This window comes from Pseudomonas sp. R43(2017) (assembly GCF_002112345.1).
Classification (GTDB): Bacteria; Pseudomonadota; Gammaproteobacteria; order Pseudomonadales; family Pseudomonadaceae; genus Aquipseudomonas; species Aquipseudomonas kribbensis.
Genome location: NZ_NEHJ01000009.1, coordinates 332,486 through 358,097, shown reverse-complemented (window position 1 = coordinate 358,097; position 25,612 = coordinate 332,486). Strand labels below are relative to the sequence as shown.

General features: G+C 60.8%; 29 protein-coding genes and 1 pseudogene. 16 read left to right on the top strand and 14 right to left on the bottom strand.

Annotation, left to right across the window (positions count from 1 at the left end):
* Positions 1-888, bottom strand: a pseudogene (locus tag CAG02_RS25140) (type IV secretion protein Rhs); the annotation flags it as partial.
* Positions 889-1,095: 207 nt separating this feature from the next.
* On the opposite strand from CAG02_RS25140, the gene CAG02_RS25135 reads away from it, so the two are divergent.
* Positions 1,096-1,686, top strand: coding sequence for an NUDIX domain-containing protein (locus CAG02_RS25135; RefSeq protein ID WP_085711599.1), 591 nt, complete (start codon positions 1,096-1,098; stop codon positions 1,684-1,686).
* Here the strand turns inward: CAG02_RS25135 and CAG02_RS25130 are convergent.
* Positions 1,683-2,198 (bottom strand): methylated-DNA--[protein]-cysteine S-methyltransferase, encoded by a 516-nt coding sequence (locus CAG02_RS25130; RefSeq protein WP_085711598.1) that lies wholly within the window; start codon positions 2,196-2,198, stop codon positions 1,683-1,685. The genes CAG02_RS25135 and CAG02_RS25130 overlap by 4 nt on opposite strands.
* 135 nt (positions 2,199-2,333) lie before the next feature.
* Here CAG02_RS25130 and ggt point away from each other — a divergent pair, with 135 nt between their 5' ends.
* The 3 genes from ggt to CAG02_RS25115 all read left to right on the top strand — a co-directional run bounded on the left by ggt (position 2,334) and on the right by CAG02_RS25115 (position 5,767).
* Positions 2,334-4,061, top strand: a complete 1,728-nt coding sequence (gene ggt / locus CAG02_RS25125) for a gamma-glutamyltransferase (protein WP_085711597.1) — start codon at positions 2,334-2,336, stop codon at positions 4,059-4,061.
* Between the two features lie 66 nt (positions 4,062-4,127).
* On the top strand, positions 4,128-4,661 hold the full coding sequence (locus CAG02_RS25120) for a cysteine hydrolase family protein (protein WP_085711596.1): 534 nt from the start codon (positions 4,128-4,130) through the stop codon (positions 4,659-4,661).
* A gap of 86 nt (positions 4,662-4,747) precedes the next feature.
* Positions 4,748-5,767: a lysozyme inhibitor LprI family protein gene (locus tag CAG02_RS25115; RefSeq protein ID WP_085711595.1), complete on the top strand. Its 1,020-nt coding sequence runs from the start codon at positions 4,748-4,750 to the stop codon at positions 5,765-5,767.
* Between the two features lie 9 nt (positions 5,768-5,776).
* Here CAG02_RS25115 and CAG02_RS25110 read toward each other — a convergent pair whose 3' ends face one another.
* On the bottom strand, positions 5,777-6,418 hold the full coding sequence (locus CAG02_RS25110) for a TetR/AcrR family transcriptional regulator (RefSeq protein ID WP_085711594.1): 642 nt from the start codon (positions 6,416-6,418) through the stop codon (positions 5,777-5,779).
* Between the two features lie 124 nt (positions 6,419-6,542).
* On the opposite strand from CAG02_RS25110, the gene CAG02_RS25105 reads away from it, so the two are divergent.
* On the top strand, positions 6,543-7,001 hold the full coding sequence (locus tag CAG02_RS25105; protein ID WP_085711593.1) for a GNAT family N-acetyltransferase: 459 nt from the start codon (positions 6,543-6,545) through the stop codon (positions 6,999-7,001).
* Positions 7,002-7,006: 5 nt separating this feature from the next.
* On the opposite strand, the gene CAG02_RS25100 is transcribed toward CAG02_RS25105, so the two are convergent.
* Positions 7,007-7,306, bottom strand: a complete 300-nt coding sequence (locus CAG02_RS25100) for a hypothetical protein (protein WP_085711592.1) — start codon at positions 7,304-7,306, stop codon at positions 7,007-7,009.
* Between the two features lie 159 nt (positions 7,307-7,465).
* On the opposite strand from CAG02_RS25100, the gene CAG02_RS25095 reads away from it, so the two are divergent.
* Positions 7,466-8,911 carry a SulP family inorganic anion transporter gene (locus CAG02_RS25095; RefSeq protein WP_085711591.1) on the top strand — a complete coding sequence of 482 codons (1,446 nt, stop codon included), beginning with the start codon at positions 7,466-7,468 and terminating at the stop codon, positions 8,909-8,911.
* A 125-nt stretch (positions 8,912-9,036) separates the two neighbouring features.
* Here the strand turns inward: CAG02_RS25095 and CAG02_RS25090 are convergent, their stop codons facing one another.
* On the bottom strand, positions 9,037-9,561 hold the full coding sequence (locus tag CAG02_RS25090; RefSeq protein WP_085711590.1) for a carboxymuconolactone decarboxylase family protein: 525 nt from the start codon (positions 9,559-9,561) through the stop codon (positions 9,037-9,039).
* Positions 9,562-9,694: 133 nt separating this feature from the next.
* Between CAG02_RS25090 and CAG02_RS25085 the strand changes: the two genes are divergently transcribed.
* The gene (locus CAG02_RS25085; protein ID WP_085711589.1) at positions 9,695-10,516 is read left to right on the top strand and encodes an AraC family transcriptional regulator; all 822 of its coding nucleotides are present in this window, start codon (positions 9,695-9,697) and stop codon (positions 10,514-10,516) included.
* On the opposite strand, the gene CAG02_RS25080 is transcribed toward CAG02_RS25085, so the two are convergent.
* The gene (locus CAG02_RS25080) at positions 10,517-11,410 is read right to left on the bottom strand and encodes a DMT family transporter (protein ID WP_085711588.1); all 894 of its coding nucleotides are present in this window, start codon (positions 11,408-11,410) and stop codon (positions 10,517-10,519) included.
* 90 nt (positions 11,411-11,500) lie between these two features.
* Between CAG02_RS25080 and CAG02_RS25075 the strand changes: the two genes are divergently transcribed.
* Together CAG02_RS25075 and CAG02_RS25070 are read left to right on the top strand one after the other, a co-directional pair.
* On the top strand, positions 11,501-12,832 hold the full coding sequence (locus tag CAG02_RS25075; protein WP_085711587.1) for a PLP-dependent aminotransferase family protein: 1,332 nt from the start codon (positions 11,501-11,503) through the stop codon (positions 12,830-12,832).
* A gap of 55 nt (positions 12,833-12,887) precedes the next feature.
* Positions 12,888-13,277, top strand: coding sequence for a cytochrome c family protein (locus CAG02_RS25070; protein WP_085711618.1), 390 nt, complete (start codon positions 12,888-12,890; stop codon positions 13,275-13,277).
* Here the strand turns inward: CAG02_RS25070 and CAG02_RS25065 are convergent.
* Together CAG02_RS25065 and CAG02_RS25060 are read right to left on the bottom strand one after the other, a co-directional pair.
* A complete protein-coding gene (locus tag CAG02_RS25065; RefSeq protein WP_085711586.1) occupies positions 13,265-13,723 on the bottom strand; it encodes an Imm41 family immunity protein in 459 nt (152 codons plus the stop codon). The two genes, CAG02_RS25070 and CAG02_RS25065, sit on opposite strands and share 13 nt — an antisense overlap.
* Positions 13,724-13,725: 2 nt before the next feature.
* The gene (locus tag CAG02_RS25060) at positions 13,726-14,604 is read right to left on the bottom strand and encodes a LysR family transcriptional regulator (RefSeq protein ID WP_085711585.1); all 879 of its coding nucleotides are present in this window, start codon (positions 14,602-14,604) and stop codon (positions 13,726-13,728) included.
* A 160-nt stretch (positions 14,605-14,764) separates the two neighbouring features.
* Between CAG02_RS25060 and CAG02_RS25055 the strand changes: the two genes are divergently transcribed.
* From CAG02_RS25055 to CAG02_RS25045, 3 genes are all read left to right on the top strand, one after another.
* Entirely contained in the window at positions 14,765-16,066 is a 1,302-nt protein-coding gene (locus CAG02_RS25055; RefSeq protein WP_085711584.1) for an FAD-binding oxidoreductase, read from the top strand.
* Positions 16,067-16,117: 51 nt separating this feature from the next.
* Complete coding sequence (locus CAG02_RS25050; protein WP_085711583.1) at positions 16,118-17,206, top strand: polyamine ABC transporter substrate-binding protein; 1,089 nt, start codon at positions 16,118-16,120, stop codon at positions 17,204-17,206.
* A 131-nt stretch (positions 17,207-17,337) separates the two neighbouring features.
* Positions 17,338-17,673, top strand: a complete 336-nt coding sequence (locus tag CAG02_RS25045) for a hypothetical protein (RefSeq protein WP_085711582.1) — start codon at positions 17,338-17,340, stop codon at positions 17,671-17,673.
* 87 nt (positions 17,674-17,760) lie between these two features.
* Here the strand turns inward: CAG02_RS25045 and CAG02_RS25040 are convergent, their stop codons facing one another.
* The 3 genes from CAG02_RS25040 to CAG02_RS25025 all read right to left on the bottom strand — a co-directional run bounded on the left by CAG02_RS25040 (position 17,761) and on the right by CAG02_RS25025 (position 19,490).
* On the bottom strand, positions 17,761-18,162 hold the full coding sequence (locus CAG02_RS25040; protein ID WP_085711581.1) for a hypothetical protein: 402 nt from the start codon (positions 18,160-18,162) through the stop codon (positions 17,761-17,763).
* A 119-nt stretch (positions 18,163-18,281) separates the two neighbouring features.
* Positions 18,282-18,800, bottom strand: a complete 519-nt coding sequence (locus CAG02_RS25035; protein ID WP_085711580.1) for a phage infection protein — start codon at positions 18,798-18,800, stop codon at positions 18,282-18,284.
* Between the two features lie 123 nt (positions 18,801-18,923).
* Complete coding sequence (locus CAG02_RS25025; protein WP_085711578.1) at positions 18,924-19,490, bottom strand: chorismate mutase; 567 nt, start codon at positions 19,488-19,490, stop codon at positions 18,924-18,926.
* A gap of 128 nt (positions 19,491-19,618) precedes the next feature.
* Here CAG02_RS25025 and CAG02_RS25020 point away from each other — a divergent pair, with 128 nt between their 5' ends.
* Entirely contained in the window at positions 19,619-20,974 is a 1,356-nt protein-coding gene (locus CAG02_RS25020) for an MATE family efflux transporter (protein ID WP_085711577.1), read from the top strand.
* A 54-nt stretch (positions 20,975-21,028) separates the two neighbouring features.
* On the opposite strand, the gene CAG02_RS25015 is transcribed toward CAG02_RS25020, so the two are convergent.
* Positions 21,029-22,459 (bottom strand): amidase, encoded by a 1,431-nt coding sequence (locus CAG02_RS25015; protein ID WP_085711576.1) that lies wholly within the window; start codon positions 22,457-22,459, stop codon positions 21,029-21,031.
* Positions 22,460-22,579: 120 nt separating this feature from the next.
* Between CAG02_RS25015 and CAG02_RS25010 the strand changes: the two genes are divergently transcribed.
* Positions 22,580-23,485 carry a LysR family transcriptional regulator gene (locus CAG02_RS25010; protein WP_085711575.1) on the top strand — a complete coding sequence of 302 codons (906 nt, stop codon included), beginning with the start codon at positions 22,580-22,582 and terminating at the stop codon, positions 23,483-23,485.
* A gap of 54 nt (positions 23,486-23,539) precedes the next feature.
* Complete coding sequence (locus tag CAG02_RS25005) at positions 23,540-24,097, top strand: YceI family protein (RefSeq protein ID WP_085711574.1); 558 nt, start codon at positions 23,540-23,542, stop codon at positions 24,095-24,097.
* A 6-nt stretch (positions 24,098-24,103) separates the two neighbouring features.
* Here the strand turns inward: CAG02_RS25005 and CAG02_RS25000 are convergent, their stop codons facing one another.
* Both CAG02_RS25000 and CAG02_RS24995 read right to left on the bottom strand, forming a co-directional pair.
* Positions 24,104-24,316, bottom strand: coding sequence for a YXWGXW repeat-containing protein (locus CAG02_RS25000; protein ID WP_085711573.1), 213 nt, complete (start codon positions 24,314-24,316; stop codon positions 24,104-24,106).
* A gap of 42 nt (positions 24,317-24,358) precedes the next feature.
* Complete coding sequence (locus tag CAG02_RS24995) at positions 24,359-24,685, bottom strand: YXWGXW repeat-containing protein (RefSeq protein ID WP_085711572.1); 327 nt, start codon at positions 24,683-24,685, stop codon at positions 24,359-24,361.
* Between the two features lie 184 nt (positions 24,686-24,869).
* On the opposite strand from CAG02_RS24995, the gene CAG02_RS24990 reads away from it, so the two are divergent.
* Positions 24,870-25,556, top strand: a complete 687-nt coding sequence (locus tag CAG02_RS24990; protein WP_085711571.1) for a GNAT family N-acetyltransferase — start codon at positions 24,870-24,872, stop codon at positions 25,554-25,556.
* The last annotated feature ends 56 nt before the right edge of the window (positions 25,557-25,612 follow it).

The window sequence follows — 25,612 nt, the reverse complement described above, 5'->3', positions numbered from 1 at the left end:
ATACTGCGGCGGCAGCATCTTCAGCCAACTGGTGAAGGCCGCCAGATGAATGAACAGCAGCGGTTCGTCGCTGAGCATCAGCAGGCCATTGGCGATGGCTTCGGCGGAGGCCTCAAGCAAGGCTTCCAGCTCGACGCCGGACAGGTATTGCAGAAGTTTTTCGCTGTTGGCCTGCAAGTCGGCGAGCAGGGCGAACAGCTGTTTCACGTCATCCCAGACGCCATTCAGCGCCGTTTCGAAACCGCGCCAGTCGGCCTGCTGCAACTGACCGTAACGCTCCAGGAAACCCGCGCTGGAAAACTCCGCCCATTGCGGCTGAAACCCGCCCCATTCCTCACGCAACCATTTTTCCAGGCCATCAATGAGCCCCTGATACGAGGCATACAGCGTCTGGATATGCGCGGTGGAAACATCGGGAAAGAAGGTGATGCGATAACGCTGGCCCCGGTCGCAGTCGTCGACCTCGAGAATGCCGCTGGGGCCGATGGTGTAATGCTGCGGTTCGCCGAATTTCAGGGCGCCGCCGACATCGGAAATGACCGGTTCCAGGGTCACCGGCGTATCCCCGATCGGCACGAAGCGCGCGGCTTCGAACATGTGCACCAGCGTCAGGGAGCCAGTGGCAGAACACATGGCCACTGAGGAGCTGATGGGTTTTCGGCTGGTAATCGGCGCACTGAGCTGGACATCGTTGCCGACCTTGAACACCTGATCGACATCCAGCGCGGTTCCCGTCCAGAACTGCTCGGCCCAGCTTTCATAGTTGTTGAGGCAGAGGCGGAACTCCTGAAACAATTTCTCGGCGTCGGGCTGGTCAGGGTTCAGCGCAGCCACCACCAGCAAACCGATGCTGTTGTTCAGTTTCAGGAGTTGCTCAGATGGAAGCATTCGCAGTCACTCGCGCGCATCAAGGGGATGGCGCGAAACTTTGCGGGGGATCAAACAGGAAAGAAGTCAGGCAAGTAGGCGATGTCTGTAGGGCGTTTCTCTAAGTGCATTCGGCTTTGCCGGGTATTAGCGAGAGGCTGTTCGTTGAGCAGGGCTTTCGCCTACCATGCCATTAACGATATCGATGACAAAAAAGGATCGAGCGTCATGCCCAACACCGCCGAGCGGATCAACATCATCGACACTCAGGTGTTGTCCCACGACTGGTACCTGCTGAAGAAAATCACCTTCGACTACCTGCGCAACAACGGTGAATGGCAACGCCAGACCCGCGAAGTCTATGACCGTGGCAATGGTGCAGCGATTCTGTTGTTCAACCGTGAAAAACGCACGGTGGTACTGACTCGTCAGTTCCGCTTGCCGGTGTTCGTCAACGGTCATGACGGTCTGCTGATCGAGGTGGCTGCCGGGTTGCTGGAAGGCGCGGCACCGGAGCAGCGTATCCGCGACGAGGCCGAGGAAGAAACCGGTTACCGCGTGCACGATGTGAGGAAGGTGTTCGAGGCGTACATGAGTCCGGGCTCGGTGACCGAGAAGCTGCACTTCTTCGTTGCCGAATACGACGCGGCGTCAAAGGTCAGCGACGGTGGTGGCCTGGAGGAGGAAACCGAGGAACTGGAGGTTCTGGAGTGGCGTTTCGACGATGCACTGGCAGCGTTTCATCGTGGCGAGATCTGCGATGCCAAGACCATCATGTTGCTGCAATACGCCGCCATGAATAACTTTTTCGACGCCTAAAACAGCTCGCCGGTTTTGCCGATGTCTGACCACTGGCCACCTTCCAGTGTCAGCAAGCGCTCCTTGGCCTCAAGGCCGCCGGCAAACCCGGTCAGTTTTCCCGAGGCACCAATCACCCGGTGGCAGGGCGCGATGATCGAAATCGGGTTTCTGCCGTTCGCCGCGCCGACGGCACGTACCGCGCTGGGATGGCCGATCTGTTGGGCAATCTGGCTGTAGGTGCGGGTCTCGCCGAACGGAATGGTCAGCAACGCGGCCCAGACCTTTTTCTGGAACTCGGTGCCGGCAAAGTCCAGCTCCAGATCGAACGCACTTCGCGTTCCGGCAAAATATTCTTCCAGCTGTCGCGCGGTTTTCACCAACACCGGGTTGTCGGGTGCTTCGGTCATTGGTCCGAGGCGCACCCGGTTCGGTTTGTCGTTTTCCCAGAGGATGGCGGCCAGTCGTGAACCGTTCGCGACCAGCTTCAACTCGCCGACGGGCGAGGGCAGGGTGATGAACGTGTAGGCCATGGGGAAAACTCCGGGTCGGGTCGGCAACAGCGCCCAGCATACTGCCGGATCGGGGAGGCGCAAACCGCAATCGCGACCATACTGGCTGATGCTCTTGAAGCGCTTTCCTACCTTATAAAAAGAAGAGACCGACTCATGAAGTACGAACCTTTTGCCAAATCGCTGATTGCGACCTCATTGGCGCTCAGCTGCCTCATGGCCCATGCCGCCTCGGTTGCCCCGGTCGCCGCCGAAAACGGCATGGTGGTCACCGCCCAGCACCTGGCCACCCACGTGGGTGTCGACGTCTTGAAAAGTGGCGGCAACGCGGTGGATGCGGCGGTCGCCGTAGGCTACGCACTGGCGGTGGTTTACCCGGCAGCGGGCAACCTCGGTGGTGGTGGTTTCATGACCATCCAACTGGCGGACGGACGCAAGACCTTCCTCGACTTCCGGGAAAAAGCCCCGCTGGCCGCGACGGCCAATATGTACCTCGACAAGGACGGCAACGTCATTCCTGATCTGAGTACCCGTGGCCACCTCGCGGTGGGCGTTCCGGGCACTGTCTCCGGCATGGAGCTGGCACTGACCAAGTACGGCACCAAGCCGCGCAAGGACATGATTGCCCCGGCGATCAAACTGGCGGAAGAAGGTTTCGAACTGGAGCAGGGCGACGTTGATCTGCTGGATTACGCCACCGACGTGTTCAAGAAGGACATGAAAGACTCAGGCTCGATCTTCCTTCACAACGGCGAGCCGATGCAGGTCGGGCAGAAACTGGTGCAGAAGGATCTGGGCAAGACTCTGCGCACCATTTCCGAGAAAGGCGCCGATGGTTTCTATAAAGGCTGGGTAGCCGACGCCATCGTCACCTCCAGCCAGGCCAACAAGGGCATCATCACTCAGGCCGACCTCGACAAATACAAGACCCGCGAACTGGCTCCGGTGGAGTGCGACTATCGCGGTTACCACGTGGTGTCGGCACCGCCGCCAAGCTCCGGCGGGGTGGTGATCTGCCAGATCATGAACATCCTCGAAGGCTATCCGATGAAGGACTTGGGCTTCCATTCGGCCCAGGGCATGCACTACCAGATCGAGGCAATGCGCCATGCGTACGTGGATCGCAACAGCTATCTGGGTGACCCGGATTTCGTGAAAAACCCGATCGAGCACCTGCTGGACAAGAACTACGCGACCAAGCTGCGTAACGCGATCCAGCCGCAGAAGGCCGGTGTCTCCGCCGAGCTGAAACCCGGCGTTGCGCCGCATGAAGGCAGCAACACTACGCACTACTCGATCGTCGACAAATGGGGCAACGCGGTGTCTGTTACCTACACCCTCAACGACTGGTTCGGTGCGGGCGTGATGGCGAGCAAGACCGGGGTGATCCTCAACGATGAAATGGACGACTTCACCTCGAAAGTCGGCGTGCCGAACATGTACGGTCTGGTGCAGGGTGAAGCCAACGCCATCGCCCCCGGCAAGGCGCCACTGTCGTCGATGAGCCCGACCATCGTGACCAAGGACGGCAAAGTGGTGATGGTGGTGGGCACGCCGGGTGGCAGTCGCATCATCACGGCAACTCTGTTGACCATGCTCAACGTCATCGACTACGGCATGGGCCTGCAGGAAGCGGTCGATGCGCCGCGTTTCCATCAGCAGTGGATGCCGGAGCAGACCAACCTCGAAGACTACGCCGCCAGCCCCGACACGAAGAAAATTCTCGAGAGCTGGGGCCACAAGTTTGCGGGCCCGCAGGACGCCAACCATATCGCGGCGATTCTGGTCGGTGCACCGTCGCTGGGTGGCAAACCGGTGGGCAAGAACCGCTTCTACGGCGCCAACGATCCACGGCGCAACACCGGGTTGTCTTTGGGTTACTGAGAAGGGTAAAAAGGGGGTGGGCACACGTCCGCCCCTGTCTCAAGGACCGATCAAGGAAGGCTCACCATGACCACCGCATTGCTGATCATCGATGTCCAGCGCGCCCTGTGTGCAGGCGAATACGAGTGCCACGACATCAAACGGGTGATCGACACCATCAACGGCCTCAGCGACCGCGCGCGCAAGGCTGGCGTCACAGTCGTGCTGATCCAGCATAACGAGAAGGACAGCCCGCTCACCTACGGCGCCGAGGGCTGGCAACTGGCCGATGGCCTGAATACCGCACCGAGTGACCTGCGCGTCGACAAGACCGCCAACGACTCGTTCTACCAGACCAACCTGCAGAAACTGATCCCCCGGGAAGACTTCGATCGCCTGGTGATCTGCGGCCTGCAGACCGATTACTGCGTCAACGCCACCGTACGCCAGGCCCATCAACTGGGCTACGACGTGGAATTGGCAGCCGACGCGCATTCCACCATCGACAACGGCAACATGAGCGCCGAAGACATCATCGCCGAACACAACAAGGACTGGGCGCACCTGACCGGCTCGGTGGCGCGGATTGATGTGAAGCCTGCGGCCGAGATCGCGTTCTGACTCTCTTGAAGTAACCGGTGAAATTTCCAGAGCATCGATAACCCGGGCGCGGCATACTGCCGCCGCCTCAGGAATGGAATCTGTCGATGCTCGCTTTCAATCTCCGTCACGCCTTGCTGCTGACGTCCCTCGTTTTTGCTGCCAATACCCACGCTGCCAGTTTCGACTGCGCTGGCGCTTCCACCTCGGTTGAAAAAGCCATTTGTGCGGATCCGTATACCTCGAGTCTTGATGAGAAACTCGGGAAGCTCTGGACGACAACGCTGACGCAGGTGGCTGACCCGCAAGCGCTCAAGGCTGATCAAAGAGCATGGTTGAAGAACCGCAGCCTTTGTGGCGCTGAACCGGCGTGCTTGCGTCGTGAATATCTGATGCGCCTGACTGAGCTGCAATATGCGGCCAGAGCGTTCAACTGGGATTCCACATGGCATTTGATTCCTCATGGCGTGAACTCGGGATCTGAAGTGATCATCAAGCGTCAGGACGCCACACACATCCGCTTTGAGGTTTCAGCACAGGAAGGCGCCAACTCTGGTGATCTGGAAGGTATTGCTGTGTTGAGCGGTGGTGAAGCTCGTTTTGAAGAGGGAAGTTGCACGCTTGTTTTTCGAGCGATCAATGGTGTTCTGGACGTCACGCAGAATGGCGATGACGTTGATTGCGGCGGCGGTATGGGTGTCTTTTACTCAGGTCGTTACGTGGCGTCTGATAAACCACTTTCGATGAATTACAACTTGCTCAGCGTTGGACTTGCTCGTACGCAGCAAGAGGATCAGGCGTTGCATAAATTGCTCAAGGGTGATTATCAGAAGCTGGTGGACCGTACGAGTACCATGACCGTCGGCGACCCGGCGGTTGATGTGCCTGATGCCGAGGTCATCGAGATGTGGGTGCGCGGACTGGGCAATATGAACGCGGCCATTCTGATGCGTGCGGCCAGTAACCGTTTCTGGGTGCTGATGTTGGTGCCTGAGAATGGGGGACATACGCGAGCCCGTTATTACACCAATGTACCGGAATGGAAAAAGCGCCTGCCTGCTCAGTTCCAGGCATGGTACGAGCGGATGGAAGGTGACCGCGAACTACCTCTGGACATCATGCCCTGACCCTCCCGCTCAAGTCGCAAACATCAACCTGCGAACATCACTCACCGGCTCGGACACCACACCGCCCAGCACCAGCCGCGTAATGGTATCCGCCGCCCTTTCATAATCCTCATCCTGCGGCACTTCCCGTCCGGTGATGCGCCCCATCTGCCAGCCGATATTGGTGTAGGTGCGCGTCGCCGACCAGATGAACAGCATCAGATGCTCGGGATCCACCGGGGCCAGCAAGCCGCGCTCGATCCAGCTGCGCAGGCACTCGACATTGCGCCGGGCTTCGGCATGCAGCAGGTCGCGGCATTCATCGGGTAGCTGGCGACCGCCCAGCAGCAGTTCACCACTGAACACCTTGGCAATCGCCGGATGCTCGCGGGCGATGCGGATGCGGGCCGCGACGTAGGCGCGCAGGCCGATCAGCGGGTCGTCACTTTCGCGCAGCACCGCCGAGGCTTCCAGCAGCGGCTCGACAAAGCCGAGCAGCACTTTGCCGTAGAGGTTTTCCTTGCTCTGGAAGTAGTAATAGAGATTGGCCTTGGGCACACCGGCGCGGGCGGCGATGTCGCGGGTCTGGGTCGCGTCGAAGCCGTTGGCGGCGAACTCTTCGCTGGCGGCCTTGAGGATCAGTTGCTGGTTGCGTTCGCGGATGCTGCTCATGGAAGGCGTTGAAAGTCTGGCGATTTCGGGTTCGCAATATACAAAACTATATAGCGATTAAGCCAGCGAACTCGACGGACAGCGCTATGCTGCTGCAATCATTTGACGGGATCGGGGAGGGGATATGAGTCTTCAGGCAATACGCGCCAGCGCGGAACATCTGGATGCCGTGGCCGAACTGTTCGACGGTTATCGCGGCTTTTACGGTCAGCCATCGAATCTCAAGCAATCGCGGGCCTTCATCGCCGAACGCATGGCCGGCAATGAATCAGTGATTTTTCTGGTTGAAGATGAAAACGGCGAGGCACTGGGATTCGTACAGTTGTACCCGACGTTCTCTTCGATAGACGCCCACCGCACCTGGTTGCTCAGCGACCTGTTCACCACGCCGGCCGCTCGAGGCCGTGGCGTCGGGCGATTGCTGATGAATACTGCACGGGACTTCGCCGTGGAAACCGGTGCCAAGGGCTTGGTGCTGGAAACCGCGACCGACAATTTCACGGCTCAGGGCTTGTACGAATCCCTTGGCTGGGTGCGTGACACAGGCTACTACACCTACAACCTGGACCTGCGACAGGGCTGATTCGGTCAGTCGACCGGGGCCAGCAGTCGTTCGATCTGCGCCAGTTCCCAGGTGCTGAGCAGGCTGACCGGGTCGGTGCCGAAACGTTGAGTGGTGTCGAGTGCCCATACGCGACCTTCCGGGCACCGGCATTGCAGGCAGTGGTGCAGGCGGTGGCTGTCAAAGTCGAGCGACAGGAACCAGCCGTCGATCTCGACCGACATCTGGCCGGCCCCGGATTCCTGTGCAATACGCCGTAATGCGCAAACGCCCAATGCCGCATCGCGCAAGCGCTGGCAGACTTCGCGGGTGGATAGCGGTGACATGTTCAAACCCGTCGATCAACGAAGCGCGCAAGCATAAAGCCCCGGGCCGTCCCTGTCAGCGATCGCTGGCCCGTGCCCGGGCAATTGCGTAACATCCGCAACCCTCTTTTTCCCGCGAATACAGCGGCCGCCAGTCTCGGCCGCGCTGTCAGGTAAACCATGAAACCGATTCGTCTGCGCGCCGATGTCCTGGCCGGACTCACCACCTCGTTCGCCCTGTTGCCCGAATGCATTGCGTTCGCGCTGGTGGCTCACCTCAATCCGCTGATGGGCCTGTATGGCGCCTTCATCATTTGCACGCTGACCGCGTTGTTCGGCGGCCGGCCGGGCATGGTGTCCGGGGCGGCAGGTTCGATGGCGGTGGTGATCGTCGCGCTGGTGGTGCAGCACGGCGCGCAGTACCTGCTGGCGACGGTGTTGCTCGGCGGCTTGATCATGATGGCGTTCGGGCTGTTGCGCCTGGGCAAACTGGTGCGCATGGTGCCGCACCCGGTGATGCTCGGGTTCGTCAACGGTCTGGCGATCATCATTGCGCTGGCGCAACTGGAGCATTTCAAGAGCGGCGAGCAGTGGCTCAGCGGCACGCCGTTGTACCTGATGACCGGGCTGGTGCTGCTGACCATGGCCATCGTCTACATCCTGCCGCGCCTGACCCGCGCCGTGCCGCCGGCACTGGTGGCGATCCTCGGTGTCGGGGCGCTGGTTTATCTGCTTGGCCTGCCGACCCGCACCCTCGGCGACATGGCGCACATTGCCGGCGGTCTGCCGACATTCGCGCTGCCGGACATCCCGTACAACCTCGAAACCCTGCGCATCATCGCGCCTTACGCGATCCTGATGGCGCTGGTCGGCCTGCTGGAGACCCTGCTGACCCTCAATCTCACCGACGAAATCACCGAAACTCGCGGTTACCCGGATCGCGAATGCGTAGCGCTGGGCGCGGCGAACATGGTCTCCGGCGCGTTCGGCGGCATGGGCGGTTGCGCGATGATCGGCCAGACTGTGATCAACCTCAGTTCCGGCGGGCGCGGGCGGATGTCCGGGGTGGTAGCGGGGGTGTTGATTCTGCTGTTCATTCTGTTTCTGTCGCCGCTGATCGAGCGGATTCCGCTGGCGGCGCTGGTGGGCGTGATGTTCGTGGTGTCGCAGCAGACGTTTGCCTGGGCCTCGTTACGGGTGCTGAACAAAGTGCCGCTCAACGATGTGCTGGTGATCATCGCGGTAACGACCATCACGGTGTTCACCGATCTGGCCACGGCAGTGCTGTGCGGGATCATCATCGCGGCGCTGAATTTTGCCTGGCAGCAGGCACGCGAACTGTACGCCGATGAACATCTGGAAGCCGATGGCAGCAAACTCTATCGCCTGCACGGCACGCTGTTTTTCGCCTCGACCACGCCGTTCCTCAATCAGTTCGACCCGGCCAACGATCCACAGCGCGTGACGCTGGACTGCCGGCACCTGAGCTTTGTCGACTACTCGGCCATCGCCGCGCTGAAAACCCTGCGCGAACGCTACGCCAAGGCCGGCAAGCAGTTGCAGGTGTTTCACCTGTCCGAGCGCTGCAAAAAACTGCTGAAACGCGCCGGGGTCGATCACGACTGACGCGTCCGACGCAGTACAAAATCCAATGTGGGAGCGAGCTTGCTCGCGATGACGGAGCATCAATCAACAAAGTTACCGACTGATCCACCGCCATCGCGAGCAAGCTCGCTCCCACAGTTTTTGCATTACGCCGGATTTTGGATTGCCGGGAAGTCGATGTCGGTCAGTGCGGTGTTGTTGAGGTAGTTGGTCAGGGTCTGCACGGCGACGATGGCGATCACTTCGATGATCTTCTTGTCGTCGATGCCGGCAGCGCGGGCAGCAGCGATCTGTTCATCGCTCAGATGACCACGGGTTTCCGTCAGTTGATGGGCGAGGGTGGCGAAGGCATTCAGCCGACCATGACGCGCTTCGATGATTTCTTCTGCTGCCAGCCCGGCCTTGCTGGCAAACAAGGTGTGCGCCGAGAGGCAGTAATCACAGCCGTTGACCTGCGACGTGGCGAGGTACACCGCCTCTTTTTCCTTGGCGCTCAGGGACGTCTTGCCCAGCGTGGCGGAGACTTGCACGTAGGCCTCCAGTGCCGCGGGGGCAACCGCCAGGGTCTTGAACAGGTTGGGCAGGAAACCGATTTTTTTCTGCACGCCTTCCAGGGTCGGGCGGGTGGCTTCGGTGGCGTTTTCAAGGGTGATCGGGGCGATGCGGCTCATGGTGATTCTCCGAAAGTCCGGTGCGAAGTGCGCCGGGGATGGAGGTCATGTTATTGAGCGAGGCTGGTGCCTTGGGTGCAAATCGTCGAGGATATGCGACAGATCGTCCAAACCTGTCGTCGAGGATTCGTCCATGGATCGCTTGTCCACGTTGCTCAGCCACTTCGGCGTGAATGCCGGCACCTTCCACAGCGGTACTTTCTGCGGCATCAGCGCCTACGGTGGCGATCAGGTCTGCGGCCATGTGCATCTGTTGCAGGCCGGGCAAGTGCTGCTCAAACCGGGGAATGACCCCGAACTCACCCTCAGTGAACCAACGCTGATCTTTTTCCCACGCCCGTTTTCCCATCGACTGTTCGCCGACGAGAGCATGGGCGCGCAATTGGTGTGCGCCTCGCTGACCTTCGATGGCGGCGCGGGCAATGCGCTGGCGGCGGCGCTGCCGGATTATCTGGTGCTGAAACTCGCTGACCTGCCGGAAATGACCAGCACTCTGGAATGGCTGTTCAAGGAAGCATTCGACGGTCATTGCGGGCGCGAAGCGGTGATGGATCGATTGTTCGAACTGTTGGTGATTCTGCTGCTGCGGCATCTCATCAGCAGTCGCAACCAGCAGCCGGGCATGATGGCGGGGTTGGCCGACCCGAAGATTTCCCGTGCATTGAGCCTGATGCATGACCAACCGGCCAAGGCCTGGAGCGTCGCCGAACTGGCCGCGACCGTGCATGTGTCCCGTGCCGGTTTCGCCGAGCATTTCCGGCGAGTGGTGGGCCAGACGCCGGTGGATTACCTGGTGAGCTGGCGCATCAGCCTCGCGCAGAAACGTCTGCGCGAGGGACGGCCGATTGCCTTGATCGCCGAAGAGGTCGGCTATCAAAGTCCTTCGGCGCTGGCCCGGGCGTTTCGGCGCAAGACCGGGCTCAGTCCTCGGGAGTGGAAAGCGGGAACGAGCTGATCATCTGGCGAATTTCTTCGCCCCGGCCACGCACAAAATCACACCCAGCGTGACCACCAGCATGCCGACGCTGACGTGTTCATGCAGCAACGTCGCCGCCAGCGCCAGGCCAAAAAACGGCTGCAACAACTGCAACTGCCCGACTGCTGCAATCCCGCCCTGAGCCAGGCCGCGATACCAGAACACAAAACCGATCAGCATGCTGAACAGCGAAACGTAAGCCAGGCACACCCACGCCGACACGCTGATGCCGCTGAACGAGGCGGGCGCCCGCCATACGCTGAACACGGCCATCACCGGCAGCGATAACACCAGCGCCCAGCAGATCACCTGCCATCCACCCAAGGTGCGCGACAGTTTGGCGCCCTCGGCATAACCGAGACCGCAGGCAAGGATCGCCGCCAGCATCAACAGATCACCAGTGGGTGAGGCGGTCAGTCCCTGGGATACCGCAAAGCCGACCACCAGCGAACTGCCCAATACCGAAAAGACCCAGAACACCGGGCGCGGCCGTTCACCGCCGCGCAGCACGCCGAAAATCGCCGTCGCCAGCGGCAGCAATCCTACAAACACAATGGAATGCGCCGACGTTACGTATTGCAGCGCAAGGGCGGTCAATAGCGGGAAACCCACGACCACGCCCAGTGCCACGATCAACAACGAAAACCACTGATACCGCGCCGGACGTCGTTCACGAAACAACCACAACAGGCACAACGCCAAGACCCCGGCGATGGTGGCGCGGATGACGGTGAGAAATACCGGGTCGAATTCCAGCACCGCCAGCCGCGTGGCCGGCAGTGAGCCGCTGAAAATCACGACGCCGATGAAACCGTTGATCCAGCCGCTGGTTTTTTCCAGGGCCGGGGCGGGCAGATTCGTGGTTCGTTCCATGTCGGTCACGCTCAAGAGTGGGGTTGCTTGTGGCTCATCCTAGGGTTGAGAATCAGCACAATCAAAGAATTGTCATGGATACATCCCGACATGCCGCGCTCCCGGTACAAGACCCTCGTTGATACCTATGCTGCCGACATTCGCAGCGGTCGCCTGTTGCCCGGCACGCGTTTGCCGACCCATCGACAACTGGCCGCCAGCGAAGGGCTGGCGCTGGTCACCGCGTCGCGGGTGTATGCGGAGCTTGAGGCCATGGGCCTGGTCAGCGGCGAAACCGGACGGGGTACGTTTGTCCGGGAAACCTCGTTGTTGCCGGGGCAGGGGATCGATCAGAAAGATATTGCCGTCGGTATGATCGACCTCAACTTCAACTATCCGTCGCTGCCGGGGCAGGCCGATCTGTTGCGCACTGCGCTGCGGCAATTGGCGCTGTCCGGCGACCTCGAAGCGCTGCTGCGTTATCAGCCCCACGCCGGTCGCCAGCATGAACGGGCCTCGGTTGCGCGACACTTGCAGGCCCGAGGCTTGAGCGTCGACGCCGAGCAGGTGTTGATCGTCAACGGCGCCCAGCAAGGGCTGGCGGTGACGTTGATGGCACAGCTCAATCCCGGTGACGTGATCGCGGCCGATGCGCTGACCTATTCAGGCTTCAAGGTGCTCGCCGAAGCGTTACATCTTGAAGTGGTCGCGATTCCCGTGATCGAGAACGGGCCGGATCTGGCGGCACTCGACAGACTCTGCCGCAACCGCCCGGTGCGCGCCGTCTACAGCATGCCGACCCTGCACAATCCGCTGGGCTGGGTGATGCCGCTGGCGCAGCGTGAACAACTGGTGGCGATTGCCCGACAGCATGATCTGACGATCATCGAAGACGCTGCCTACGCCTTTCTGGTCGATAACCCGCCGCCACCGCTGGCGGATCTGGCGCCGGAGCGCACGGTGTACGTTTCGGGGCTTTCGAAAAACATCGCCACGGGCCTGCGTGTCGGCTTCATCGCGGCGCCGCTGAAAATCGTCCCGGCACTGGAACGCATCATCCGCGCCACCACTTGGAACACGCCGGGGGTGATGACCGCGATGGCCTGCGGCTGGCTCGACGACGGCACCGTTACTTTGCTGGAGGCGCAAAAGCGCGATGACGCCCGGGCCCGTCAGGCGCTGGCCGCTGAAATCCTGAAAGGCTTGCCGATGGTTGGTCATCCATCTTCGTATTTCCTCTGGCTGCCGCTACCGGAAGACGCAAGGTCCGATCAGGTGGTGATCGAGTTGATGAAGGCGCAGATCTCGGTCACCAACGCCGAGCCATTCACCGTTTCGGCCCATGTGCCCCACGCGATCCGGCTGGCGCTGGGCTCGGTGGACATGCTTGTCCTGCGTCAAGCCTTGCTCAAAGTCCGGCAGGTGATCGCGGCTTACCTGTAGCGCAACGCTCCCCGCAGGATTACCCTTGGCGCCGCCGAAGATCTGGATGCTCCCGATGAAAAACACCGCGTTACTGACCCTCGCCCTGATCCTCAACGCAGGCCTGTTCAGCACGCCCGCCCTGGCGGCTGGCGACGCCGAGGCCGGCGGCAAAATCTTCCCGCGCCTGTGCGGTGGCTGCCACCAGGTCGGCGAATCCGCCCGCCCCGGATTCGGCCCGCAGCTCAACGGCATCATCGGCCGCCCGGCAGGGACGTCGGCAAACTACGTGTACTCCGATGCGATGAAGAACTCCGGCATCACCTGGAACCGCGAAACGCTGACGGCGTATCTGAAAGATCCGAAAGGCGTGGTGCCGGGGACGCGGATGATCTTCTGGGGGCTGAGTGATGAGGAGAAGATCGATAATTTGTTGGCGTATCTCCAGACTTTTCAGTCGCCTTGATCAATGAGTAGAGGATTTTGTTCGTCGTAGTATTTGAGGCTCGGCATCTGCCCAGAGAAGAACCCTTCAAAGACCGATCGAAACCGCTGGCGAATCTCATAGAGTTCACTGCGTTTCAGGTTGCGGATTTTGTACAGATCACGGGAATCATAATGGGAGGTAAAACTATTTTGAGTGATGCTGAAAATCTTGAAAGCTCGCCAGTAAAGTTCTTGTGAAAAATCTTCCTCATCGACTAATTGATAAAGCGCCCATTCGAGTTTCCAGTATTCCTTGCGCGACCATTTCCGTCTTCCATGCATTCGCCCGGTGAAGGATAGGTAGTCATATTCATCGCACCAGGGGACGTTTCTGGCGATCAAAAAGTGTGGGTCCATTTCGAGACGTTCTGTTCTGTGCTTCTTCATGTTGTTTTCGCAGAGTTCATTTACTGACAATTCAATCATATTTAGCGCTCGGCCTGCCCCGCAAACCACCCCATCACCACCCCACACGCCGGATGCGCTGCCGCTGACGGCTGCAGGCACAACGAGTAAATCCCCCCGGTTTTCAGCGGCTCCCCGAACGGTACCACCAACATCCCACGCTCGATGGATTCTGCCGCGAGCGTCATGTCCGTCACCGCCACACCCAATCCCCGCGCCGCCGCATCCAGCGCCAGTTCATCGAGGTTGAACGGGATGTGCCGGTAAGCCTCCAGCGGTTTGCCGTCGTTCGCGGCCAGCCATTCGATCCATGCCTGGCGATCCGCCGAGCGATGCAGCAAGGCAAAACGCTGCAGTTCTTCGACTGACCGGGGGGCGTCCACCAAACCGGGGGCGCACACCGGCACCAAGGTTTCCTGAAACAGCGTCAGGCAGTCCGGATCACTCGATGCCGTCGGCAAATAAAGGATGTACGCGTCGCTGTCACTGGTGGGCTCGACGACTTCGGTGGCAACGGTTTCGATGGCCAACGAGACCTCGGGATGGTGCAGATAGAAGTCGCTGAGTCTGGGCAGCAACCAGCGCACCGCGAGCGACACATGCAGGCGAATGCGGAACGGGCGCTTCTGCGGCGTGAGGCGTTCTTCGAGGTTTTTGAGTTGCTCGAAAATGCTCCGCGCGCTCGCCAGAACCTGCTCGCCTTCCGGCGTCAGGTGCAGGTTGCGACTGGTGCGCACGAACAGCGCCACATTGAAGTGACTTTCCAGTTGCTGGATCTGCCGGCTGACGGCGCTTTGGGTCAGGCACAACGTCTGCGCAGCCTGAGTGAAGCTGCCGCATCGGGCGACTTCGACCAGCGCCTGCATGGCTTGCAGGGACGGAACGTGGCGAATTTTATCCATGCGTTTTCAGAATGGCTCGATGATTTCTTAGCGTTGGTGAGGCGTTCGAAGACCTTATAGATTCTAGCTCTGGCGGCAATCTTCACAACACGGGCATGCGATTCACGCATGGGTATCCGAAGAAGGCAAGCCACCGAACGACAGTCTTACGAGGTGATGCATGGACAATATCTGTGGCTGGATCGCGCAAGCCGGAAACGCCCCGGCGCGCGGTCGCCTGAGCGGGGTGCAAAAAGCCGACTGGCTGGTGATCGGCGCTGGCATCACCGGGCTCAGCGCCGCGCATAACCTCGCGCAACTGCATCCCGAAGCGCGGATTCTGGTGGTGGATCGGCAATCGGCGGCGCAGGGCGCTTCGGCGCGCAACTCGGGATTCGTGGTCGCCCATGAGCACCCGGCTGACAGCGAACTGATCGGCGCGCCAGGCTTTACCGGGTTTGAAATCGACACGGCGATTTCCCGCGCCGCCAGCGCGGAAGTCCGACAACGCATTGCCCGGCACACCATCGACTGCGACTTCCGTGACAGCGGTTATTTTTTTGCCGTCAACGACCCGGCCAAGCTCAATCAGGTCGATGCAAAACTGGCCACGCTACGCGCCCTCGGTGCCCGCGCCGAATTCCTGCAGGGCGAGGCGCTGAGCCAGAAACTCGGCACTCGCCACTATCAGGCGGCGATCTGGTGCGGCAATGGCAACGCGCTGCTGCAACCGGCCAAGTACGTGAAGGGCTTGCTCGATGTGCTCCCGGAGAATGTCACGGTGTTTGAAAACACCGATATTTCGGGTCTTGAGCGTTTTGGTTCGGGGCGTCTACGCGCCCAAGGTGCCGAAGGCAGTATCGAAGCGAAGCAAGTGCTGGTGTGCCTCAACGCCTTCATTCCTCGCGTCGGCATCAACGACAGCGCCACGTTCCCGATGGAGTTGAGCGCCAGTCTCACGCGCCCGCTCACGGATCAGGAGTTCGCGGCCATCGGTTCGGTCGAGCCGTGGGGCGTGCTGTCGACCCGGCCGTTGGGCGCGACCGTGCGGTTGACCCCGGATCGCCGGGTGATGATCCGCAACACCGCCGAATACCGCACGCGAGACCTGTCCAACAGCGAACTGGTTTTGCGTCGCCAACATCATGTGCGCGGTCTGCAACGACGTTTTCCGTTCCTCGGCGAGCAAGACATCCGCTACACCTGGACCGGTCACCTGAGTGCGAGCCGCAGCGGCCAGGCCTATTTCGACCGGGTGGAAGAGGGCGTTTTCGCCGTCGCCGGTTGCAACGGCTCGGGCGTGGCGCGCGGAACCCTGTGGGGACGGCTGTTGGCGGAGCTGGCGTCGGGCGTCGACTCGCCCTTGCTGCAATCGGTGATGCAACGGGCCGAACCCGGCTGGCTGCCGCCGCGACCTTTCTTCGATATCGGTGCCATGCTTCGCATGCGCGTGGAGGCGGTCAGGGCCAGAACAGAAATTTGAAATTCCGCACATCCCACAAGAACAAAAGCCACTCAATTCAGGTGACAGAACATGCGCGCCCACACACTTTCCCTGGCGGTCCTGCTCGCAACGGCATCGACCGGCGCCCTGGCCGACGAAGCGGTCAACATTTCCAACTGGAACGGCTACATCGCCGACGACACCCTGGCCAACTTCACCCAAGCCACCGGCATCAAGGCCACTTACGACATTCATGACAGCAACGAAGTGCTGGAATCGAAGTTGATGACCGGCAATACCGGTTATGACGTAGTGAGTCCGTCGAACCACTTTCTGTCGCGGCTGATCAAGGCCGGCGCGATCCAGAAACTCGACAAGTCGCAACTGCCGAACTGGAAGAACCTCGACCCGCAGTTGATGAAGAAACTCGAAGTCAACGATCCGGGCAATCAATACGGTTATCCGTACATGTGGGGTACCGCCGGCATCGGTTACAACGTCGAGAAGATCAAGGCGATTTTCGGCAACACTGACGTTACCCGTTCGTGGAAGCTGTTTTTCGAAGAGGACAACATCAAGAAGCTGAGCCAGTGCGGCGTGGCGATCATCGACAACCCGACCCAGGTGTTGCCGATCACCCTCAACTATCTGGGCCTGCCGCCACACAGCCATGAACCGGCGGATTACCAAAAAGCCGAGGCGGCCTTGTTCAAGATTCGCCCTTACGTGCAGTACTTCCACGCGTCGAAGTACATCAGCGATCTGGCCAACGGCAACGTCTGTGCGGTGATCGGCTTCAACGGTGATGTCGTCCAGGCTGCCGCCAGTGCCAAGGAAGCGAAAAATGGTATCGACATCGCCTATTCGATCCCGGACGAAGGCACGACGCTGTGGTTCGACATGGTGGTCATGCCCAGGAACGCGCCCCACCAGAAAAACGGCTACACCTACATGAACTACCTGCTGGAACCGAATGTGATCGCCAACATCAGCAACAGCATTCATTACGCCAACCCCAACGCGGCGGCCAATGAGTTCCTGACGCCGGCGGTGAAACAGGATCTGGCGATCTACCCGCCGAAAGAGGTGATGGACAAGCTGTTCACCGTGGAAGAGTTGCCGGCGGCGATTGCGCGGTTGACGACGCGGTTGTGGACCAAATTGAAGACCAATACCTGAAAAGACTCGTGATGCGCTGCTGGCAGCGCTTCATGAAACATTTCCAGATTGATACCAATGTGCCATTGCCTCCAGTAAAGTGTGCGCCGCCCGAGAGATGGATCCCGGGCGTTTACCCATGGAGTCTTGCAGTGAAATACCTCAGCAAAGTAGTCGCCGCCGCACTGTTCGGTGTGGTTCTGGCAGGTTGCACCGGCACCCCGATGAACACCAAACACTACGACAGCAACCAGTACACCGTGATCGGCCACAGCGAAGCGACCGCCACCGGCCTGATGCTGTTCGGCGTGATCCCGATCCGGCAGAACAGCCGTTTCGTCCGTGCGCAAGAGGCCGCCATCCAGGCCAAGGGCGGCGATGCCATGATCAACACCCAGGTTCAGGAAAACTGGTTCTGGGCATGGGTCCTGAGCGGCTACACCACCAAGGTTTCCGGTGACGTGGTCAAGCTGAAGACCGTTCAGTAAGCGACGGCTGGATGTGAAAAAGCCCGGCGAATGATGCCGGGCTTTTTATTGAGTTGGCGGCAGACCTTCCGTGCAGGCACAGAGCCGTCAAATGAGTTTGCGTCGCACCGCCAATGCAATCGAGGCGAAGCCCTTGCCGGTTCCAGGATTTGAAACCGAGGTATTCTGCAACGCCGAAATGTCTTCCCAGCGATCAACGGATTCAATGCGCTCGTGCGAAGCGTCCGTATCGATTTCAAACGCGATGAAGCGCTCATCCTGATTCAACAGGCGCCCGAAGAGCCGAGGCATGCCTGGAAAGTCGATTTCCAGTTCGATCACGATTGACTTGGACCAATCGACGCCTTGGGATTCCCCGAACCGGCCCAGTGCGGCAGGCACACCACGCTCGCGCCATTCGTGGGCCGTCAGCATCAGGCGATGAGCGATGACCTCGTTTTGCTCCTGTACGTTGAGCTGTTTTTTCTTCAGTAGTCGTTCAATGTCCATGGAAACCTGAATCTCGGCGCGGTAACCGCAGCTTACCCGGCAGTCGCAAGAAACGCGCGCAAAGAAAAGCCCGGCTGATCAGGCCGGGCTTTTCTTTGTCTTGCGAAAGCGTTTTCAGGTCATGCAACGCGGCGTTCGATCAGACGATCCGAACCACCTTCGGCAACACGGCGTTCTTGCAGACGATCCGAACCACCTTCGGCAACACGGCGTTCTTGCAGACGATCCGAACCACCTTCGGCAACACGGCGTTCCAGCAGACGATCCGAGCCACCTTCAGCTACGCGGCGTTCCAGCAGACGATCCGAGCCACCTTCGGCAATGCGACGTTCGATCAGACGATCCGAGCCACCTTCAGCTACGCGGCGTTCTTGCAGACGATCCGATCCACCTTCGGCAACACGGCGTTCTTGCAGACGATCCGAGCCACCTTCAGCTACGCGACGTTCCTGCAGACGATCCGAGCCACCTTCGGCAACACGGCGTTCCAGCAGACGATCCGAACCACCTTCAGCTACACGCTGTTCGATCAATCGATCCGAACCGCCTTCGGCGATCATGGTGTGAGCGGGTTTTGCTGCAAAAGCGTTGACTGCAAGTACCGAGAAAGCGATGCCGAGAAGGATTTGGCGTTTCATGATCGTGTGCTCCGGGGTGTTGTTTGGTTGGTATGGAGCAGATGTTACGCCCGGGATTTTTTATGAGAACTTCATTGGCGTGATGGTGACTATCGATGCCAGCGATGGATGCCTGAGCCCCATTTACGGGGCAGTTGCCCGAATACATAGTTCGCCGGTGGCGCGGATCAGGGCCAGCTCATGCAACGCATCCTGAGCCAGACCGCTGCGTGCCTTGGCCAGCCATGTCGAGCAATTCGGGTCATGACGATAGGGCGTGAAGTCGGCGTATTGCTGCAACAGCCCGGTTTGCAGCTCATCCAGGCGCGGACGAATCTGTTTGCCCAAGTCCGGACGCGGCGTGTCCGGCGCAGCACCGGCCGCCTGCCACTTCGCGAGCAAACCGTATTGCACCAGTTTGTTGGCTTCCATCTGCGCGGCGATCAATTGCGCCACGTCTTCCGGGTCGAGCTTGTGTTCGGCGGCCAGCGTCCGGGCGTTGGCGATGACCTGCGCTTCGCGGGGACTGTCCTGGATCGGCTTGCCGCTGTCCCATTTGGTCAGGGCGACGAGGTCGCCGATGTTCAGGCGTTCGTTCAGGGTGCTCAGCAGGCTTTGCAGCGCTGCAGGCGCTGGCGCCGGGGCAGCGCTGGCTGTCGTCGCCAGAACGGCAAAAAGGGTAGAAGTCAGCAGGGTCGAGACACGGGACATGAGATCGGTTCACTTCCATTTTGGACAGGTGGTGGAGATTACGAAGTTTTAATGCAAAGGGGTACGACCTGAACGGCTGTGCATACCTTAGACTCTCCCACATTGCCTCCTCCCGAGACGGACTCTCAATGCAAACCCCCGCGCAAACCCCCCTCTGGAAAACCTACCTGCTGTTCCTCGCCCCGATGGTACTGTCGAACTTCCTGCAATCCATGTCGGGCACGGTCAACAGCATCTACATCGGCCAGATGCTTGGCACTCAGGCGCTGGCAGCGGTGTCGGGGATGTTTCCGATCATCTTTTTCTTCATCGCGCTGGTCATCGGTCTGGGGGCCGGGGCAGGGGTGTTGATCGGTCAGGCGTGGGGCGCGCGTGAGTCGCATATGGTGAAGGCGATTGCCGGGGCGACGCTGTTGCTGGGGGTGTTGATCGGGTTGGTCGCGGCGGTGTTTGGCAGTGTGTTTGCGCGTCAGGCGTTGCAAGGGTTGGGCACGCCGGCGGATGTGCTGGATGACGCGGTTTCCTACGCCCGGGTGATGATGTGGACCTTGCCGTTTGTGCTGGTGTACGTGCTGTTCACCCAGTTGTTGCGCGGGGTGAGCGATACGCTGTCGCCGATGCTCGCTCTGCTTTTGTCGACCGTTGTCGGCCTGGCGCTGACCCCGGCGTTCATTCGCGGCTGGTTCGGCTTGCCGCAACTGGGCATTCAGAGTGCGGCGTTCGCCGGTCTGGCCGGTACGCTGGCGGCGATGGCGTGGCTGTCATGGAGTCTGATCCGCAAGGGCCATCCGCTGGCGCCGGACCGGGAGTTCTTTGCGTCGTTGCGGCTGGACGGCGAGATTCTCGGCAAGGTGTTGCGCATCGGCCTGCCGACCGGGGTGCAGATGATCGTGCTGTCACTGTCGGAGCTGGTGATTCTGACTCTGGTCAATCAGCACGGCTCCCAGGCGACGGCGGCCTACGGTGCGGTCACGCAGATCGTCAACTACGTGCAGTTTCCGGCGCTGTCGATTGCGATCACTGCGTCGATCCTCGGTGCCCAGGCAATCGGTGCCGGGCGGCTGGAACGCATGGGGCCGATCCTGCGCACAGGGTTGTGGATCAACGTGTGCCTGACCGGTGGTTTGATCGTGCTCGGTTACCTGTTGTCGCACTGGTTGCTGGGGCTGTTCCTCACCGAAGACTCGACCCGGGCCATGGCCGAGCACCTGCTGCACATCATGCTGTGGAGCCTGTTGATCTTCGGCTTCCAGGCGATCATCGGCGGCATCATGCGCGCCAGCGGCACCGTGCTGGTGCCGGTGGCCATCGCGATCATTTGCGTGGTGGGTGTGCAGTTGCCGGCGGCGTACTGGCTGGACGGGCAGTTTGGTTTACAGGGCGTGTGGATGGCGTTTCCGGTGGCGTATCTGGGGATGCTGGTACTGCAGACGCTGTATTACAAACTGGTCTGGCAGCATCAGAAGATCGAGCGGCTGGTGTAGGACTGACCGTCAGAAAACGCAGGGCCGTTCCCGGAGGAACGGCCCTTTTTGCTTTCAGCGGCCAGCGTGAATCGGCGGCCGCTGGTGATGCCACGGCAACGCCCGCTCCAGTTGCGCGGCCAGACGCAACAGAACATCGTCAGCCCCGAAGCGTGCCGCCAGTTGCACACCGATCGGCAAACCGTCGCGGGACATCCCCAACGGCAGTGAAATGGCCGGTGTCCCGGCGACGTTGAATACAGGCGTGAACGGTGAGTGCTCGAATACCCGTGCCGTCCATTGCAGACCATCCAGCATGTCGGCGTCTCGATTGTAGAGGCCGATGGATTGCGGCAGTTGCGGCAGGGTCGGGGTCAGCAGGATGTCGATGGACTCGAACCACGCGGCCACTTGTCGGGCGACGCTGTTGCGCACTTCCAGCGCGGCGGCGAAATCCGTGCCGCGCGATTGCTGGCCGAAGGCGTAACAGGCGAGGGTGGCCGGCTCCAGGGTGCTGCGATCGACTGGCCGCCGGGTAGCGGCGGCGAGATGGTCGATCCAGCGCACCAGACTGGCACACCAGATGTGCGCGTTGGCCTCGACGAACGCGTCCCACGACAGACCGAGCGGCGCCCGCACGGTTTCAACCTGATGGCCGAGGGATTCAAGCTCACGGGCAACACGGGCGGTGGCATCACTGATCTCGGGATCGACGCTGGCCCCGTTCCACGGTGCATCGAGCAAACCGATACGCAAGCGTCCCGGATTGCGGCCGACCTGAGCCAGAAAACCTTCGGCCGGTGCCGCCGTGTAATAAGGATCTCCCGGCGCGCAGCCCTGCACCACATCCATCAGCGCCGCGCTGTCGCGCACCGTCCGCGACAGGCCCAATTGCACGCCGAGCCCGGCAAACACTTCGTCCATCAATGGTCCGTGGGAGCTGCGGCCGCGTGTCGGCTTGAGGCCCACCAGTCCGTTGAAGGCGGCCGGAACGCGGATCGATCCTGCCGCGTCGGTGGCATGAGCGATCGGCACGATGCCCGCCGCGACGGCAGCCCCGGCGCCACCGCTTGAGCCTCCGGCGGAAAGTTGCGGGTTCCACGGGTTGCGGGTCGGGCCCTGCAGGACGGAGTCGGTTTCGGTGCTGAACGCCATTTCCGGGGTGGTGGTTCGGCCCAGAGTGATGAGCCCGGCGGCGTTGAAGCGTTGCATCAGCGTGGAATCGCTTTGTGCGACCAGGCCTTGCGCGAGTCGGCTGCCCAGTTCATTGCGCCGCCCGGCTGCGGTGATCGCCAGGTCCTTGATCAGAAACGGCACCCCGGCCAAAGGGCCGCTGCCCGTGGTCGCGGTCGGTGTCCAGTGCTCAATGACGGCGTTGATCGCCGGGTTGACCTGCTGTATCGCTTCGATGGCCAGAGCGGTCAACTCCTTGGCGTCGACTTCGCCTGAGGCAACCAGTTGTGCGAGGCCGATGCCGTCATGTTCGGTGTATTCGTTGAGGTTCATGGATAGCACTCCAAAAGGGAGCACCGATATTAGGTCGCAGGGTCTCAGCTGATTAGCCCATAATCGCGGCATGAAATGTGCCATGGGTGGCACAGTTGATTGTTCTCAGGCAGGCCCGAAATGATCCGTGACTTGAATGACACGCTGGTGTTTGTCTGCGTGGTGCGCCTCGGCAGTTTCACCGCCGCCGCCCATGCCTTGCAGATACCGAAAACCACGGTCAGCCGCCGGGTGCGCGAGCTGGAGCAGGCCATCGGGGTGCAACTGCTGCGGCGCACCACCCGCCAGTTGAGCCTGACCGAGGCGGGCGCGGTGTATTACGAACAGTGCAAATCCATCGCCGACACACTCGAGCACGCCGAACGGGCGGTGCATCAATTGCGTGACGGGCCCCGTGGCTGGTTGCGGGTGACAGTGCCGTTTTCATTCGGGGTGACCTGGTTTGCGCCGCTGCTGGCGGGGTTTCGTCAGGCTTATCCGGAGATTCGTCTGGAGATTCTGGCCTCTCATGTGCCGATGGATCTGGTGGGCGAGGAGATCGACGTGGCGCTGCGGCTGGGGGCATTGCCGGATTCGAGTCTGATCGCCCGTCGGCTGGCCAGTTTCCCCACGGGTATTTACGCGGCCCCGGAATACCTCGCCCGCCACGGTACGCCGCAAACGCCGGAAGAATTGCTTCACCATCAGACGTTGACGCTGCATCAGGCCCGGCGCGATGTCGGTTATGTCTGGCCATTGCGTCGGGAAGGGGGGCGACTGAGAGACTATCGTGTCGAACCCTCCATCCTGGCCAACGACCCGGCGCTGTTGCACGACGCGTTACTGGCAGGCGAGGGACTGAGCCTGGCGATGGACCAGAGCATGAAAGCGGATGTGCAGGCCGGACGCCTGATCCGGGTGCTGCCGGAGTGGATCGGCCCGCCGCAGGATCTCAACGCGGTCACGGCTCGCGAGCATCTGCCATCGCCCAAGGTGACGGCGTTGATCGGCTACCTGAAGACGCACATGCCGGACGGAGTGGCGTAAGCGGCGGTTGTTTGCTTAAGTCAATCGAGGCCCACCGAGGCGCCGGAGCATCCCATGTCGATTCGATTGTTGTTGGCTGCCGTGTGTTGCCTGATTCTCATGCCGACGGCGCAGGCGGTGGAGTACACCCGGGTTAATACCGCCGCCAGCCAGATCAGCTTCACCTACAACCAGATGGGTTCGCGGATGTATGGCACGTTCGGCAAGTTCGACGCGACGCTGGACTTCGACACTGCCAATCTGAGCAACGCCCGCACCACGTTGCACATCGACCTCACGAGCATCGACGCCGGCAGCGAGGACGCCAATACCGAACTGGTGAAACCGGCCTGGTTCGACACGCAAAAGTTTCCGACGGCAGTGTTCGAATCGACCGGTTTCAGCCGGGTCGATGAAAACCATTACCTGGTGGCCGGCCGGCTCACCCTCAAAGGCATCACCCATGAAGTACAGGTGCCGGTGCATCTGAAACCGGACAACAGCATCGGCATCTTCGACGGTGAACTGGTGCTCAAGCGCGATGCCTTTGGCCTCGGTGCCGGCGAGTGGGCCGACACCGTGGTCTCGAACGACATCGCGATCAAGTTCAAGGTTGTTGCACCGGCCCAGTGACCGGACTCAATACGCCCGCCAGTGCCCCGGCACCCAGCGCCATTGGTTGCCGGCCCAGCGGTAGTGCCCGGCGACCCAGTGATAACCCGGTGCAGGCATCGCCGGAACCACTTCGACGATCGGTGGTGGCCGGTGCGGGCGTGCCGGTTCGACGACGCAGCCCGACAGGGTGATTGCCACCAGCGTGGCGGTGAGCAAGGTTTTTAGGGTTTTCGACATGGTGATGTTCCTGGTGGGTAACGTTGGCGGACGGTTGCGCGATCAACGCACCCAATGGCCTTCAATCCAGTACCAGTTCGGCCCGCGCGCCTGCCAGTGGCCGGGTTCCCAGCGTGCGCCGCGGTGACGCACCGGTTGCCAGTGACCGGGCATCCAGACATAACCCCGGCCTTCCCAGCGCCAGTGGCCGCGATCCCAGGCATAACCTGCCCGTGGACCGGGCATCGGTTCCATGCGCATCGGTGGCGGTGCTTCGCGGATGATCATTTCGGGTTGGGCAAACACGGGGGAACTGGCCAGCGCGGCCAGCGTCACGGGCACCAGCAGCAGGGCTTTTCGCCATTTCAACAGGGAACGCAGAACGTTCATGACAACTCCTCAGGACCTGCGTCGGGAAAATGAACGCAGTTGAAGAATTGGACGCCAAACGGGCGAAAAGTCCGCTCACCGGCAGATGAAATTTTTGTCAGGCTTGCACAGGGTATGATGTCGCGGTTCGCCGGTCGCCCAACCCGCCCGGCAACCTGTGTTTTACCGCCGGAGTTCACCCGCCATGCCCCGCATCACCCACTACAAATCCCCGTGCCCCGAAGGCATCAACAGCCAGATCCTGCAAATGGTGGTCGACTACCTGACCGACATCAGCGCGATCGGTCTGGGCCCGAGCAACCTGTTGTACAACGTCTATCAGTACGCGGTCGGCTACGAGGTGCATTTGTATCTGGAGGCGCTGAACGGCGAGAAGGGCACCGAGGTGGAACTGCTGGTGGCCACCGACGACGATGATCCGGAACAGGTGATCGGCTTCCTGTTGTACTTGCCGGTGCAGGGCGACTGGGAGGCGTGCAATGTGGCCTATCTGGCGGTCGATCAGCAGCATCGCCGTCAGGGCGTGGCCCGTGCGTTGATTGCTGACATGGTTGCGCGTTACCCCCATGCCGAACTGACGTGCAGCGTGGGTAAAGTCCCGTATTTCGAAGCGCTGGGCTTTGAAGTGCTGGGCCAGCTGGAGACCCAGGTGCTGATGAGCACCCGGCATTACCGCAGCAACGGTTTGCGCGGTTTTATCGACACCACGCCGATCTACCGTTCGCTGGAAGTGCAGCAAATCCACACCTACCTGCTGCAGAAGCACGGCAAACGGGCGATGGTCGATGCCGAAAAACAGCGTGACCGGCACCTGGATCAAGTCACCCGTCACACCGAAGAATTTGTCCGCCAGCGCCTGACCGTGCACTGATCCGGCCAACGGCAAAAAGCCCTTGTTGCGATGACCGCAACAAGGGCTTTTTTGTG

Coding starts and splice junctions, on each gene's coding strand:
- CAG02_RS25080 (WP_085711588.1), bottom strand. CDS start 11,410: ATGGAACGAACCACGAATCTGCCCGCCCCGGCCCTGGAAAAAACCAGC.
- CAG02_RS25065 (WP_085711586.1), bottom strand. CDS start 13,723: ATGATTGAATTGTCAGTAAATGAACTCTGCGAAAACAACATGAAGAAG.
- CAG02_RS25105 (WP_085711593.1), top strand. CDS start 6,543: ATGAGTCTTCAGGCAATACGCGCCAGCGCGGAACATCTGGATGCCGTG.
- CAG02_RS25110 (WP_085711594.1), bottom strand. CDS start 6,418: ATGAGCAGCATCCGCGAACGCAACCAGCAACTGATCCTCAAGGCCGCC.
- CAG02_RS25100 (WP_085711592.1), bottom strand. CDS start 7,306: ATGTCACCGCTATCCACCCGCGAAGTCTGCCAGCGCTTGCGCGATGCG.
- CAG02_RS25035 (WP_085711580.1), bottom strand. CDS start 18,800: ATGAAACGCCAAATCCTTCTCGGCATCGCTTTCTCGGTACTTGCAGTC.
- CAG02_RS25090 (WP_085711590.1), bottom strand. CDS start 9,561: ATGAGCCGCATCGCCCCGATCACCCTTGAAAACGCCACCGAAGCCACC.
- CAG02_RS24990 (WP_085711571.1), top strand. CDS start 24,870: ATGCCCCGCATCACCCACTACAAATCCCCGTGCCCCGAAGGCATCAAC.
- CAG02_RS25025 (WP_085711578.1), bottom strand. CDS start 19,490: ATGTCCCGTGTCTCGACCCTGCTGACTTCTACCCTTTTTGCCGTTCTG.
- CAG02_RS25095 (WP_085711591.1), top strand. CDS start 7,466: ATGAAACCGATTCGTCTGCGCGCCGATGTCCTGGCCGGACTCACCACC.
- CAG02_RS25070 (WP_085711618.1), top strand. CDS start 12,888: ATGAAAAACACCGCGTTACTGACCCTCGCCCTGATCCTCAACGCAGGC.
- CAG02_RS25060 (WP_085711585.1), bottom strand. CDS start 14,604: ATGGATAAAATTCGCCACGTTCCGTCCCTGCAAGCCATGCAGGCGCTG.
- CAG02_RS25005 (WP_085711574.1), top strand. CDS start 23,540: ATGTCGATTCGATTGTTGTTGGCTGCCGTGTGTTGCCTGATTCTCATG.
- CAG02_RS25075 (WP_085711587.1), top strand. CDS start 11,501: ATGCCGCGCTCCCGGTACAAGACCCTCGTTGATACCTATGCTGCCGAC.
- CAG02_RS25120 (WP_085711596.1), top strand. CDS start 4,128: ATGACCACCGCATTGCTGATCATCGATGTCCAGCGCGCCCTGTGTGCA.
- CAG02_RS25040 (WP_085711581.1), bottom strand. CDS start 18,162: ATGGACATTGAACGACTACTGAAGAAAAAACAGCTCAACGTACAGGAG.
- CAG02_RS25130 (WP_085711598.1), bottom strand. CDS start 2,198: ATGGCCTACACGTTCATCACCCTGCCCTCGCCCGTCGGCGAGTTGAAG.
- CAG02_RS25020 (WP_085711577.1), top strand. CDS start 19,619: ATGCAAACCCCCGCGCAAACCCCCCTCTGGAAAACCTACCTGCTGTTC.
- ggt (WP_085711597.1), top strand. CDS start 2,334: ATGAAGTACGAACCTTTTGCCAAATCGCTGATTGCGACCTCATTGGCG.
- CAG02_RS25050 (WP_085711583.1), top strand. CDS start 16,118: ATGCGCGCCCACACACTTTCCCTGGCGGTCCTGCTCGCAACGGCATCG.
- CAG02_RS25085 (WP_085711589.1), top strand. CDS start 9,695: ATGGATCGCTTGTCCACGTTGCTCAGCCACTTCGGCGTGAATGCCGGC.
- CAG02_RS25115 (WP_085711595.1), top strand. CDS start 4,748: ATGCTCGCTTTCAATCTCCGTCACGCCTTGCTGCTGACGTCCCTCGTT.
- CAG02_RS25135 (WP_085711599.1), top strand. CDS start 1,096: ATGCCCAACACCGCCGAGCGGATCAACATCATCGACACTCAGGTGTTG.
- CAG02_RS24995 (WP_085711572.1), bottom strand. CDS start 24,685: ATGAACGTTCTGCGTTCCCTGTTGAAATGGCGAAAAGCCCTGCTGCTG.
- CAG02_RS25015 (WP_085711576.1), bottom strand. CDS start 22,459: ATGAACCTCAACGAATACACCGAACATGACGGCATCGGCCTCGCACAA.
- CAG02_RS25010 (WP_085711575.1), top strand. CDS start 22,580: ATGATCCGTGACTTGAATGACACGCTGGTGTTTGTCTGCGTGGTGCGC.
- CAG02_RS25055 (WP_085711584.1), top strand. CDS start 14,765: ATGGACAATATCTGTGGCTGGATCGCGCAAGCCGGAAACGCCCCGGCG.
- CAG02_RS25000 (WP_085711573.1), bottom strand. CDS start 24,316: ATGTCGAAAACCCTAAAAACCTTGCTCACCGCCACGCTGGTGGCAATC.